At 41.2% G+C, this 13,001-nt stretch carries 12 protein-coding genes and 1 riboswitch; of the genes, 11 read left to right on the plus strand and 1 reads right to left on the minus strand.

Translation table 11 applies throughout. The features are described from left to right. Nucleotides 1-111: 111 nt before the first annotated feature. The 5 genes from OPF91_RS09680 to OPF91_RS09700 all read left to right on the plus strand — a co-directional run bounded on the left by OPF91_RS09680 (nucleotide 112) and on the right by OPF91_RS09700 (nucleotide 6,622). Nucleotides 112-1,800, plus strand: coding sequence for a methylmalonyl-CoA mutase family protein (locus OPF91_RS09680; protein WP_264988544.1), 1,689 nt, complete (start codon nucleotides 112-114; stop codon nucleotides 1,798-1,800). Beyond that, entirely contained in the window at nucleotides 1,800-3,953 is a 2,154-nt protein-coding gene (gene scpA, locus OPF91_RS09685) for a methylmalonyl-CoA mutase (RefSeq protein ID WP_264988545.1), read from the plus strand. The genes OPF91_RS09680 and scpA overlap by 1 nt, the downstream gene beginning before the upstream one ends. Next, the gene (gene meaB / locus OPF91_RS09690; RefSeq protein WP_264988546.1) at nucleotides 3,953-5,038 is read left to right on the plus strand and encodes a methylmalonyl Co-A mutase-associated GTPase MeaB; all 1,086 of its coding nucleotides are present in this window, start codon (nucleotides 3,953-3,955) and stop codon (nucleotides 5,036-5,038) included. The genes scpA and meaB overlap by 1 nt, the downstream gene beginning before the upstream one ends. Before the next feature lie 93 nt (nucleotides 5,039-5,131). Further along, the gene (locus tag OPF91_RS09695) at nucleotides 5,132-5,572 is read left to right on the plus strand and encodes a BrxA/BrxB family bacilliredoxin (RefSeq protein ID WP_264988547.1); all 441 of its coding nucleotides are present in this window, start codon (nucleotides 5,132-5,134) and stop codon (nucleotides 5,570-5,572) included. A 60-nt stretch (nucleotides 5,573-5,632) separates the two neighbouring features. Beyond that, a complete protein-coding gene (locus tag OPF91_RS09700) occupies nucleotides 5,633-6,622 on the plus strand; it encodes an aromatic acid exporter family protein (RefSeq protein WP_264988548.1) in 990 nt (329 codons plus the stop codon). Nucleotides 6,623-6,640: 18 nt separating this feature from the next. On the opposite strand, the gene prli42 is transcribed toward OPF91_RS09700, so the two are convergent. Continuing rightward, the gene (prli42, locus tag OPF91_RS09705; RefSeq protein ID WP_264988549.1) at nucleotides 6,641-6,736 is read right to left on the minus strand and encodes a stressosome-associated protein Prli42; all 96 of its coding nucleotides are present in this window, start codon (nucleotides 6,734-6,736) and stop codon (nucleotides 6,641-6,643) included. Nucleotides 6,737-6,996: 260 nt separating this feature from the next. Here prli42 and mce point away from each other — a divergent pair, with 260 nt between their 5' ends. From mce to OPF91_RS09735, 6 genes are all read left to right on the plus strand, one after another. Further along, nucleotides 6,997-7,413, plus strand: a complete 417-nt coding sequence (gene mce, locus OPF91_RS09710) for a methylmalonyl-CoA epimerase (RefSeq protein ID WP_264988550.1) — start codon at nucleotides 6,997-6,999, stop codon at nucleotides 7,411-7,413. Nucleotides 7,414-7,415: 2 nt separating this feature from the next. Further along, nucleotides 7,416-8,963 (plus strand): acyl-CoA carboxylase subunit beta, encoded by a 1,548-nt coding sequence (locus OPF91_RS09715; RefSeq protein WP_264988551.1) that lies wholly within the window; start codon nucleotides 7,416-7,418, stop codon nucleotides 8,961-8,963. 160 nt (nucleotides 8,964-9,123) lie between these two features. After that, a complete protein-coding gene (locus OPF91_RS09720; RefSeq protein ID WP_264988552.1) occupies nucleotides 9,124-10,077 on the plus strand; it encodes a hypothetical protein in 954 nt (317 codons plus the stop codon). An 82-nt stretch (nucleotides 10,078-10,159) separates the two neighbouring features. Then, nucleotides 10,160-11,278, plus strand: coding sequence for a M20/M25/M40 family metallo-hydrolase (locus OPF91_RS09725; RefSeq protein WP_264988553.1), 1,119 nt, complete (start codon nucleotides 10,160-10,162; stop codon nucleotides 11,276-11,278). 16 nt (nucleotides 11,279-11,294) lie between these two features. Then, complete coding sequence (locus OPF91_RS09730; RefSeq protein WP_264988554.1) at nucleotides 11,295-11,783, plus strand: chemotaxis protein CheW; 489 nt, start codon at nucleotides 11,295-11,297, stop codon at nucleotides 11,781-11,783. Nucleotides 11,784-11,976: 193 nt separating this feature from the next. Continuing rightward, a riboswitch (cyclic di-GMP riboswitch) is annotated at nucleotides 11,977-12,066 on the plus strand. Between the two features lie 43 nt (nucleotides 12,067-12,109). Further along, the gene (locus tag OPF91_RS09735) at nucleotides 12,110-12,976 is read left to right on the plus strand and encodes an amidase (RefSeq protein ID WP_264988555.1); all 867 of its coding nucleotides are present in this window, start codon (nucleotides 12,110-12,112) and stop codon (nucleotides 12,974-12,976) included. The last annotated feature ends 25 nt before the right edge of the window (nucleotides 12,977-13,001 follow it).

Raw genomic sequence — 13,001 nt, forward strand, 5'->3', positions numbered from 1 at the left:
ATGGACGAATTGTCTCTTATTTGCGTCTTTTATTTTTACAATGAAAAAGATGTTTCTAGCGTATTTTCTGCTAAAATAGTAATAGAAACACTAAGGGGGCAGCGTTTATACATGAAAAATATAGAATTTGCCAAGCCATCGTATGCAGCGTGGCAGGGAGAGGCATTGAAGGCTTTAAAGGGGAAGCCATTTGAATCGCTACTAACAAAAACAAATGAGGGCATTACAATTGAGCCTTTGTATACACAGGAGCAATTAATTGAAAAAATGGGTGCAGAGCTAGAGCAGCAAGTGTCAACCATTCGTTCCTTTCAACAAACAGCTACATTCCAGCTAGCACAGCAGCTTTATGCAGAAACAAGTGAGGCTTTTTTTGCTCAATTAGAAAATGGTTTACAGCGAGGGAATGAAGTGATTACAATCGATAGCCGTGTGAGCTTTGACTGGACAGAGGATGTCTTAACAAAGTTGTCAGCTTATTTACTAAACCATCCATTTAAATTGATGGTAACCAATGCTAGTGATCCATTATTAAAGGTATTTGATGTTTTGAAAGAGGAGCAATGTCAAATCGTGAAGGGCTTTATTGTTGCACAGGAGGCGATTTCTTATGACCATTTGCCGAACGTGCGCTCAATCGGTGCTGATACAACTGTGTATCATTATGAAGGAGCCAATGCTGTACAAGAATTGGCGTATGCACTAGCACTAGCAGCGAAAGAGGCGACAAAGCTACAAGATTTTGAGGCATTTACGAAGAAATTTTACGTGTCCTTTGCGGTCGATACACAGTTCTTTACCGAAATCGCTAAACTTCGTGCTTTTAAAGTTCTTTGGAAAGCGTTTACATCGGCGTATGGGGTATCGACTACAATGCGTGTGCCTATAGTAGCAGAAACCTCTTTAAGAAGTTTTTCCAAGTTAGATAGCTATGTCAATTTATTACGTGCAGGCAATGAAGCATTAGCGGCATTTATCGGTGGTATCGATGTGTTGACCGTGCATCCACATGATATACTCACACAGCCAACAGAGCAGTCTGTGCGTATTGCACGCAATGTATCATTAGTGTTAACAGAAGAAACGACGATTTCCAAAGTAAAAGACCCAGCAGGAGGCGCTTATTTTATTGAATCGTTAACAGCGGATTTGGTGAAGGCGGCATGGGCATTATTTTTAGAGATTGAAGCGGCTGGAGGCTTTGATGTGTATACAGCATCAGGTCAGTTAACACAAGAAGTTGAAGCCGTCCATCAAGCACGTTTACAAGCTGTACAAACACGTAAGCATTCCTTGATTGGTACGAATATTTATGCCAACCCAGCAGATGTGCTGACACAAGCAACCAATCCGCTGTATAGCCATATGAAACGTGTAGCAGAGCCGTTTGAACAATTGCGTGCAGAGATGACAGCAGCGCAAGTGAAAACCGCTATTTTAACAGCTGGTACGTTTAAAAATGCGAAGCCACGTGTTGACTTTGTTACAGGCTTCTTACATACAGTTGGCTTAGTACCAGAGCATAGTGTACCAATGGAGACAGTGGGAGAAGCGATTGCATGGCTACAGTCTGTACAGGCTAATTATGTAGTTATAGCAGGTAATGATGAGGATACAAAAGCAATGCTAGACGCTATATTAGCAGCAAAGCCAGCTCACATACTAGTAGATGTAGCGGGTAAATTTAAAGAGCAAGAGGCACAGTGGCAGGCACAGGGCTTAAATGGCTTTATTTTTGCAGGCCAAAATATCATTGAAAAATTAACGAACGTATTAGTCCGTGTCAAGGAGGTTCAATAATGAGTAAGCCTAATTTTCAAGCTGTGGATATTGCACATATGTTAACAGAAGAACTGCCACAGCAATCCACCAATCCATTTATGACAAACGAAGGTATAGCCATTAAAGAACTATATACAAAAGAAGACCTTGAAGGTGTCAAGCATTTACAAGATGTAGCAGGTATTGCACCAAATACACGTGGTCCATATCCAACGATGTATGTGGCACGCCCGTGGACGGTCCGTCAATATGCAGGCTTCTCCACGGCGGAAGAATCTAACGCATTTTATAAACGTAATTTAGCAATGGGGCAAAAAGGATTGTCGGTTGCCTTTGATTTAGCTACACATCGTGGCTATGATTCCGACCATCCGCGTGTTAAAGGAGATGTGGGGAAAGCGGGTGTGGCTATCGATTCTGTGGAGGATATGAAAATTTTATTTGACCAAATTCCACTGGATCAAATGTCTGTTTCCATGACAATGAACGGGGCTGTCTTGCCAGTGCTAGCTTTTTATATTGTAGCGGCAGAGGAGCAGGGTGTGACACCAGCACAGCTAACAGGGACCATTCAAAATGATATTTTAAAAGAATATATGGTACGAAACACGTATATTTATCCACCAGCGATGTCGATGAAAATTATTGCGGATATTTTTGAATATACGGCAAACTATATGCCGAAGTTTAACTCCATTTCGATTTCAGGCTATCATATTCAAGAGGCTGGAGCGACGAATGATATTGAGCTTGCCTATACATTGGCAGATGGCTTAGAGTATGTGCGCACAGGCTTAAAGGCAGGTATTGATATTGATGCCTTTGCGCCACGACTATCTTTCTTTTGGGCAATTGGCATGAATTATTATATGGAAGTAGCGAAAATGCGTGCGGCACGTCGAATATGGGCACAGATGATGTCAACCTTTAACCCGAAAAATCCAAAATCGCTCGCATTGCGTACACATTCCCAAACATCAGGCTGGTCATTGACAGAGCAGGACCCATTTAATAATGTGACACGGACATTAATTGAAGCAAATGCCTCTGCAATGGGACATACGCAATCACTGCATACAAATGCTTTAGATGAGGCGATTGCCTTGCCAACAGATTTTTCAGCACGTATTGCACGGAATACGCAGTTATTTTTACAAGAGGAAACAGCGATGACCAAAGTGATTGATCCGTGGGGTGGCTCGTATTATGTGGAAAAATTAACAGATGAGCTGACAAAATCCGCATGGGCTTTAATTGAAGAAATTGAGGAGCTTGGTGGTATGGCAAAGGCGATTGAAACAGGCTTACCGAAAATGAAAGTCGAGGAGGCTGCGGCGAAGCGTCAAGCGAAAATTGACTCGAAAACAGAAACGATTGTCGGCGTCAATAAATATCGTTTAACACAGGAAGAGCCGATTGATATTTTAGATATTGATAATACATTGGTACGCCAAAAGCAAATTGAACGTTTAGCGCAGATGAAGGCGACACGTGATGAGGTAGCAGTACAAAAGCAATTAGCTCGTTTAACGAAGGCAGCACAGGATGGCAATGAAAACTTACTAGCAGTGGCAGTAGATGCGGCAAGGGCACGCGCGTCATTAGGTGAAATTTCAGATGCGATTGAAGCTGTATCTGGTCGTCATAAAGCGATTATCCGTTCTATTTCAGGGGTGTACGCTGCCAATTTCTCAGATGAGGAGCAAATTGCGGAAGTGAAGCAAATGACAGAGGAGTTTTTAGAAAATGAAGGACGTCGCCCACGTATTTTAGTGGCTAAAATGGGGCAGGATGGGCATGACCGTGGAGCGAAAGTAGTGGCGACAGGCTATGCCGATTTAGGCTTTGATGTGGATATTTCGCCATTATTTATGACACCTGCTGAGGCAGCAAAAATGGCGGTGGAAAATGATGTCCATGTCATTGGTGTATCCTCACTTGCGGCTGGTCATAAAACACTGGTGCCAGAGCTGATTACAGAGCTAGAAAAGTTAGGACGAGAAGATATTTTGATTATTGTGGGTGGCGTCATTCCTGCACAAGATTATGAATTTTTATATGAGGCTGGTGCTGTGGCTATTTTTGGACCTGGTACGGTACTTCCTGTATCTGCACAAAAGATTATTGAGGAAATTTACAAGCGCCTAGGCTATGAGGAAGTGTCTGACTGATGGACAAAAAACAGGAACAGGTCGAAAGTGCGTTAGTGGTGATGGATGGGGTAGCAGCCAGTCATGATGGCATGTATGACAGTAAGCCGAAAAAGTTCCGCAAGAAAAAGGCAGATACATTAGATATTCAAGCACTGGCAAAGGAAGTTCGTGCAGGTGCTCGCACACAGCTATCAAAGGCCATCACATTGATTGAAAGTGCCAATGCGACACATAAAGAGCAGGCACAGGCATTGCTACAGGAGCTGTTACCTTATACAGGGAACAGCATTCGCATTGGTATTACAGGTGTACCAGGAGCAGGAAAGAGCACCTTTATTGAAGCCTTTGGTACAATGCTTTGTGATATGGGGAAAAAGGTAGCCGTATTAGCGATTGACCCTAGCTCATCATTGTCAGGCGGTAGCATTTTAGGAGATAAAACGAGAATGGAGGCATTAGTAAAAAAGCCCAATGCCTTTGTACGCCCCTCACCATCTGCGGGTACATTAGGTGGTGTGCATAAAAAGACACGAGAAACGATGCTTGTTTGTGAGGCAGCAGGCTATGATGTAATTTTAATTGAAACAGTAGGTGTTGGTCAGAGTGAAACCTATGTCCGTGGGATGGTCGATTTCTTTTTATTGCTCGTCTTAACAGGGGCTGGTGATGAATTGCAGGGCATGAAAAAAGGCATTATGGAGCTAGCAGATGCGATTGTCGTACACAAAGCGGACGGTGACAATAGTCGTTTAGCGAAAAAGACGGTGGCTGAGTACAAGCAAATGTTGCACTTTTTACAGCCTGCGACACCTGGCTGGCTTTCTACGGCACTGCCTGTTAGTTCATTGGAAAAACGCGGGTTAGATGAAGTGTGGCAGACCATTAAAAACTTTCAAGAAGCTATTGAAGCAAATGAATATTGGGCAATCCGACGTCAGAAGCAAACGAAGGATTGGTTCCAGTCGATGATTATTGACCATTTAATCGATTCTTTTTATGGCAATCCAGCGCACAAAGTACAAGTACAGCTGTTAGAACAGCAAATTTTAACAGGTCAATTAACTGTCGCACAAGGTGTGGACTGTTTATTTCATAAGAAATGAGCAATTCGGTGCACAAATGCGTGATGAACTGCTATGATAGAGGATGTAAAAGCGTATGCTAACGAACGCAATTTAGAAAGGGGCTATACATTTATGAGCATGGATTATGATTTATTTATGCAGGAAATTTTAAAAACAGCACGTGCTGAAATTGAGGCGGCAGGCTATGAGCAGTTGCGCACGCCAGAAGCGGTGGAAGAGGCGATTGCACGTCCAGGTACAACGCTTGTGATGGTGAACTCTGTTTGTGGTTGTGCAGGAGGTATTGCACGTCCAGCGGCGGCTCAATGTGTGCATTATGATAAACGTCCAGACCATCTTGTAACGGTATTTGCAGGGCAAGATAAAGAAGCGACAGCGGCAGCTCGCTATCATTTCGGTGAGGACCATTTACCATCTTCTCCATCATTCGTCTTATTAAAAGATGGGCAAGTTGTGGCAGAAGTAGGCCGTTATGAAATTGAAGGACATGATCCAATGTCTGTTGTCACAAACCTACAAGCAAATTTTGAGGAATATTGTGACGAGCTATAATCGTTATCACGTAGCAAGCCTTGTATAAACAAAGGCTTGCTACTGTTGTATGCAGGAAGGATGACGTGCAAGGTGAAGAGATTTTCCATTGGCTATCGTACAGTGAAAACAGCTATCGGCACAGCGATTGCGATTGCCATCGCACAATATTTTGATTTAACCTATTATGTTTCAGCAGGTATTTTGACGATTCTTTGTGTACAGCCTACGAAGAAAAAATCGGTACAAGCCGTATATACACGCTTTGTGGCGAGTTTAATCGGCATGATATTTGCCTTTGTCAGCTTTGAGTTATTTGCCTATCATCCACTTGTTTTTGCAGGGATGTTGCTGTTGTTTATTCCAATACTTGTGTCATTACAGGTGACAGATGGCTTTGTCTCAAGTGCGGTTATTATGATGCATATTTATGTAGCTGGTCATTTTTCGTGGACACTTGTGGGCAATGAGCTCGCATTAATGGCGGTGGGCTATGGTGTAGGGCTTGCCGTGAATATGTATATGCCAGATAGTCAAAAAGAGTTGACCTATTATACGACGAGAATAGAAGAGCTGTACCGTACTATTTTTCTGAAAATTGCTAGTTATTTACGAGATGGTGATACGTCATGGGGTGGACAGGAGATTATCGAAGCGTTTCAGCTATTAGATGATGCGAAATCGATTGCTTTTAAAGATGTAGAAAATCATTTTACACGTCGTCAAAATGATTATTATCGCTATTTTGATATGCGGGAGCAACAGCTTGAAATTATGGATAGAATGTTGCCGAAAATAACTGCATTGCCGATTATCGTGCAAGAAGCGGCTATTGTGGCTGACTTTTTACAAGATCTTGGTGAACATGTGCATTCAGGTAATACGGCTCATCATTACCGAGAAAAGCTCACACAAGTGAAAGAGGATTTTGCACAGCTACCCTTGCCACAAAATCATGAGGAATTTTTAGCACAGGCAGCACTCTATCAATTTATCGAGGAAATGGATCGTTATTTAGAAATTAAGCAATCCTTTATCGGCTTAAAGCTAGCAAAAAAGCGTCCCAATTGACGAGGGACGCTTCCTTTGTTATAGAAGCATAGACAAACCGAATGCTAAAGATGAAATGACCATTGTCACAACCATAATATAAACGACAACTTTTTGGAATTTTTTATTGCTCATTTGTTCACTCGCTCCTTTTGTTCTTACTCACTAGTTTAACAAATTTGCGGAAATTCTCAAGGGGTAGCTACATGTTTAGATTTTGTTCAGAAGATTGTGGTAAGCTATTCATGTCAAGGTTAGTAAATGAACACGCATAAGCAAGAGCAAAGAGGTGGCCAACATATGGTCACCTCTTTTGCATTTTTTCGCAAGTAGTAGAGTTTTACATAGAAAATCTGTAAAATAGATGATGTATCATAGCAGAAGGGGATGTCATGATGGAGAAAGTGGATCATATCGGAATTGCGGTACGAAATTTAGAGGAACGCATTACATACTATACCGAAACATTGGGCTTAACACTTTTAAAGGTGGAGGAAGTAGCATCACAGCAAGTACGAGTAGCCTTTATTGATGCTGGTAATGTCAAACTGGAGCTATTAGAGGCGATGAGTGAGCAAAGCACTATTCATAGCTTTATCGAAAAACGTGGTGAGGGTGTACATCATATTGCTTTCGGTGTCACAGGTATTCGGGAGCGGATGGCAGAGCTTCGTGAGAAAGGCATCCAGCTTTTATCAGAGGAGCCGAAACTAGGCGCAGGTGGTGCGGAAGTAGCCTTTATGCATCCAAAATCATCCTATGGTGTGCTCTATGAACTATGTGATAAAAGTGGCAAAGGGGATAAATACTAACCATGGACATGTTTGATAAAATTAATGACTTATATGATCGCAAAACAGAAATAGAGCTTGGTGGGGGCTATGAGCGCATCGACAAGCAGCATGAAAAAGGGAAACTAACGGCTCGTGAACGTATTGATTTACTGCTAGATGAAGGCACATTTTTTGAGATTAATCCATTTATTACCCATCGTACAGTCGATTTTGGAATGGATAAAATGGAGGGACCAGGTGACGGTGTTGTCACAGGCTATGGGAAAGTAAATGGTCGCCCTGTTTATTTATTTTCACAAGATTTTACTGTATTTGGTGGTGCACTTGGCGAAATGCATGCGAAGAAAATTGCGGCTGTGATGGATTTAGCAGCACAAAATGGTACACCGTTTATTGGGATTAATGATTCAGGTGGCGCACGTATTCAAGAAGGCGTTGTGTCACTGGATGGCTATGGGCATATTTTTTACCGCAATGCCATTTATTCAGGTGTAATTCCGCAAATTTCAGTCATTATGGGACCATGTGCAGGTGGTGCGGTCTACTCACCAGCGATTACGGACTTTATTTTAATGGTGGATGAAACATCACAAATGTTTATTACAGGGCCAAAAGTGATTGAAACAGTAACAGGTGAGCAAATTTCTGCGGAGGATTTAGGTGGCTCGAAGGTTAATAATGCGGTAAGTGGCAACGCGCATTTCCGTGCACCATCTGAGGAGGAAGCCATCGCACATATTAAGCAGTTACTTAGTTATTTGCCACAAAACAATAAAGAAAAAGCACCTCGTGGCACACGTCCAGCGGGAGAGGATTATCGTCCAAATATTGTGGATACTGTACCAATTGAAACAACACGCCCATATGATGTACGAAAAGTCATTGCACAAGTAGTGGACGAGGATTCCTTTATGGAAGTCCATTCAGAATTTGCGAGAAATGTAGTGGTTGGTTTTGCACGTATCGCAGGTGAATCAGTGGGGCTTGTATGTAATCAGCCGAAAGTATTAGCAGGTGGCTTGGATATTGATTCCTCTGATAAAGCAGCACGTTTTATTCGTACATGTGATGCATTTAATATCCCCATTATTACATTTGAAGATGTGTCAGGCTTCTTCCCAGGTGTAAAGCAGGAGCATGGTGGCATTATTCGTCATGGTGCTAAAATTTTATATGCTTATTCAGAGGCGACAGTGCCAAAGATTACGGTTATTTTGCGTAAAGCCTATGGTGGTGCATATGTAGCATTAAATTCTAAATCCATTGGCGCTGATCTTGTGTTTGCATGGCCAAACGCTGAAATTGCGGTGATGGGGGCAGCAGGCGCAGCTAATATTATTTTTGCCCGTGAAATTGGGCAGTCAGAGGACCCAGAGGCAACACGTGCAGCGAAAATTGAGGAATATAAAGAAAAATTTGCGAATCCATATGTGGCGGCATCTCGTGGTATGGTAGATGATGTGATTGACCCACGCGATACACGTATTAAGCTGATTCAAGCATTAGATATGCTGACGAATAAACAAGAAACACGCCCAGCAAAAAAACACGGCAATATGCCATTATAAGAGAAGGGCTATCGAGTGATGGATTTACTTGATAGTCCTATTTTTTATACCAAAATAAGCAATACATGGATCAGTAGATAAGAAAAATAGCCTATTCATGATTAAATTTGAAACATTTTTCCTGTTTATTCGTACAAATAAAAAGAGGGAGCTGAAGCGGATGGAATGGGAAATGTTACAAAAAGAACAAGAACGTATACATACACAAATACGAATGCTTCATCGACTAAATGAGCAGAAGCAATTAGTTACCAAGCAAATCGAGCATGTTAAGCAAGATATAGATAAACATAGGCAAGCACTTAAAGAAATTCAAACTAAGCTAAATAAGCTGGAACATTTCTCATTTATGAATATGGTACGTACATGGACAGGGCAGCAGGATGAATTACGAGAAGAAAAAATAGATCAAGCGGCTGTGTTAGAATTGAAGATAAAGGAAGCCAAAAAAGTAGCACATGATTTGACAGAAGATTCAGAGCGAATAGATAAGCAACTTCGCTGTATCGATGCCCAGCAATTGCAGGAGGCTTTGAAGCACATTCTCTCGAAAAAGCAGGGCTATTTACAAGTACACCATCCTACCCAAGTGGCGAAATTAGAGCAATTAATGAATGAAGAGCTTGAAACCAAGCAGATGCTTAAGGAAATAAAAGAAGCCGAAGAAGCTGGGCAAGTGGCTTTGACGAAGCTTGGGCAAGTAGCGGCTTCCTTGCATTCAGCGAGTGATTATTCTACATGGGATACGTTTTTTGGTGGCGGTTTGCTAGCAACACATTTAAAACATGACTCACTTGACCAGTCGGAAATAGACTTACATAACGCACAAATTGCCCTACAACGCTTTCACAATGAACTGTTAGATATACAAACGGTGACAACGAATGCCTTGTATATTGAAAAAGATGGCTTTGTGAAATTTGCAGACTATTTCTTTGATGATATTTTTTCAGCTTGGTCTATCCATGCGAAAATTTCCACAGCAAGGGAGCAAATTTCTAGAGTACAAGATGATGTACACAATACACTTTTACGTTTACAAGATAAACAACAAAAAGCAATGGATTATTTAGTGCTTTTACAAGCCGAACAGGAAATTATTTACGAAGGCTAACAGCGATTCACAATGAAGGATTTCCAGCTCTAAGACGTTATGCTACAATAAAAGATATCTTATGAACAAGGGGTCTTATAACATGACAAGTCGTTTAGTGGAAGAATTTTTAGAGCTTGTACAAATTGATTCAGAAACAAAATATGAGCAGGTCATTGCACCGATTTTAGTCGATAAGCTGACAGCACTAGGTTTTACGGTAGAGCAAGATGATGCACATACACGTAATGGACATGGGGCAGGCAATATTATTGCTACGTTAAAGGGTTCATTAGCTGTTGAACCAATTTATTTTACAGCTCATATGGATACAGTTGTACCAGGGAAAGGCATCCAACCATCAATTCGTGAGGATGGCTATATCGTATCAGATGGGACAACGATTTTAGGTGCAGATGATAAAGCAGGGCTTGCTGCATTATTTGAAATGGTAAAGCGTTTGCAAGAACAGCAAATTGCCCATGGTGATATCCAATTTATTATAACGGCTGGCGAAGAAAGTGGGCTTGTTGGGGCGAAGGAACTAGACCCTGCTAAAATTCATGCAAAATACGGCTTTGCGGTGGATAGTGATGGTAAAGTAGGGGGAATTGTGACTGCTGCCCCATTCCAAGCAAAGCTATTCGTCAAAATTATTGGAAAAACAGCGCATGCAGGCGTAGCACCAGAAAAAGGTGTATCGGCTATTACAGTTGCGTCTAAATGTATTGCACAAATGAAATTGGGTCGCTTAGATGAGGAAACAACAGCCAATATTGGTCGTTTCGAGGGTGGACAGGCGACAAATATTGTTTGTGATGAAGTCAATATTCTAGCCGAAGCACGTTCCATTGACCAAGCAAAGCTAGATGCTCAAACAAAGCATATGCAGGAAACATTTGAGCAAGTAGCAGCCTCCTTAAATGCACGCGCAGAGGTGAAGGTGGAATTAATGTACCCTGGTTTCCGTGTGACAGAGACAGATAAAGTGGTACAGATTGCGATGGCAGCGGTGCGTAATGTGAACCGTACACCACAGTTAGGCATTTCAGGTGGTGGCTCTGATGCAAATGTAATTGCAGGCTTTGGCATTCCAACCGTTAATCTATCTGTAGGCTATGAGGATATTCATACAACAAATGAAAAAATGCCAATCGAAGAGCTAGAAAAATTAGCAGATTTACTTGTAGAAGTTGTCAAAGAATCTGTCAAAGTATCGTAAGAAAAGGGGAAACTATATGGGCAATGTCAAGACCGTTGTGTTTGCTTGTGGAACAGAGGAATACGCTGTGCCAGTAGAGCAGGCGATTTCCATTGAAAAATTAGAGCGTGTTACACCAATTCCACATTTACCGAATTACTTATTAGGCTTTACACGCATTCGTGGGGAATTAATTCCTGTACTTGATTTTGAGCGTATTTTATACAATCGTTCATCTAATTCACCAACAGCACGTGTGATTGTCTTGAATACAGATATTGTTAATTATGGACTTCTTGTAACGGAAGCACGTGAGATTTTGGATTTTGAGGAAAATGTATTGCAGCAGATGGGTCTTGTGAATTATGCAAAAACACGCTATTTTACGGCGGTGGCTAATTTAGAAAATCGTATGATTACGTATGTAGACCCAAAAATTTTAGTCGATTCATTAGACGGTATTCGTGAAATTATTCAGTATTTACATAAAATGCTGGAAGATGAGAAAGCAGAGGAGCTGTCCTAAACGGGTGCGCTGTTGTAAATAGTGAAAGGCAGAAATGTTGATTTAACAATGTTTCTGCCTTTTTAAATGTATGCAATTTCGCTCTAAAGAAGCTTATTGGACAGTCTCTTTTTTTGTCGAAAAAAGTCGAAAAATAGTCAATATACCTACATCCATTTAGCTGATAAAAATGTATAATTGAATTAAAAAATAATACTGAAAAAGGCAAACTTCATCGAAAGAGAAGGACGCAAAGCCATGAGTCTAAACACTATTCTTAGTGCATGATTGTCAGGTTGCCAGATTCCATTCTATGGGTCTTGGCATGTAGAATGGAGAGAGTAAGTATGTTAAAACGTGTAGTAGTAGCAGTAATGGTGGCAATGCTATTGATAATGCCATTGTCGTTTGAAAAAGGAGAAGCAATGGGCATGCAGGACAGAACGACATGGCTATGGGATACATCTAAAATAATGACTGATGGTACAACTATTTTATCGTTTTTAGAAGAGAAGACAGTGACAAAAGTATATTTACAAATAAATACAGATATAGATATGCATTATTACAATGAGTTTATTAATGAAGCGACAGCTAAAGGCATTCAAGTGTATGCATTGGACGGGGCAGCAAACTGGGTATCATCTGACGTAGCACTTACACAGTTTATGAATTGGTTGCGCTCCTATCAAGAACAGGCGACAACAGCTCGTTTTTCAGGTATCCATTTAGATGTGGAACCTTATCTACATAGTGATTGGTCTAAACAGCAAGCACAAGTGGTAGATGCATACCAAACATTGCTTACTAATGCTGTATCACAGGCACATACTATGCAATTATCTATAGAGGCAGATATCCCATTTTGGTTTGATGAAATAACATATAAAGGTCAATTTGGCAAAGGCTTATTAGCAGATTGGGTAATCCAACAAGTAGATAGTGTCACAATTATGGCTTACCGCGATCAAGCGCAAAATATTATTGATATTGTTCAGCATGAAATTGCTTTTGCAGGACAAGTAGGAAAATCAGTTGTTGTTGGGGTAGAAACAGATGCCTCGGCAGAAGGGCAGCAAATTTCCTTCTATGAAGACGGGGAGCGTTATATGAATGAGCAACTAGCCATAGTTCAACAGCATTATGCACAGCAGGCTGGATTTAAAGGTATTGCTATTCACCATGTCGATAGCTGGAGAGCATTACAACCATAAAGAAAAGCGTGTTAGAGATACTACT

Source organism: Lysinibacillus piscis, assembly GCF_026012395.1.
Taxonomy (GTDB): Bacteria; Bacillota; Bacilli; order Bacillales_A; family Planococcaceae; genus Lysinibacillus; species Lysinibacillus piscis.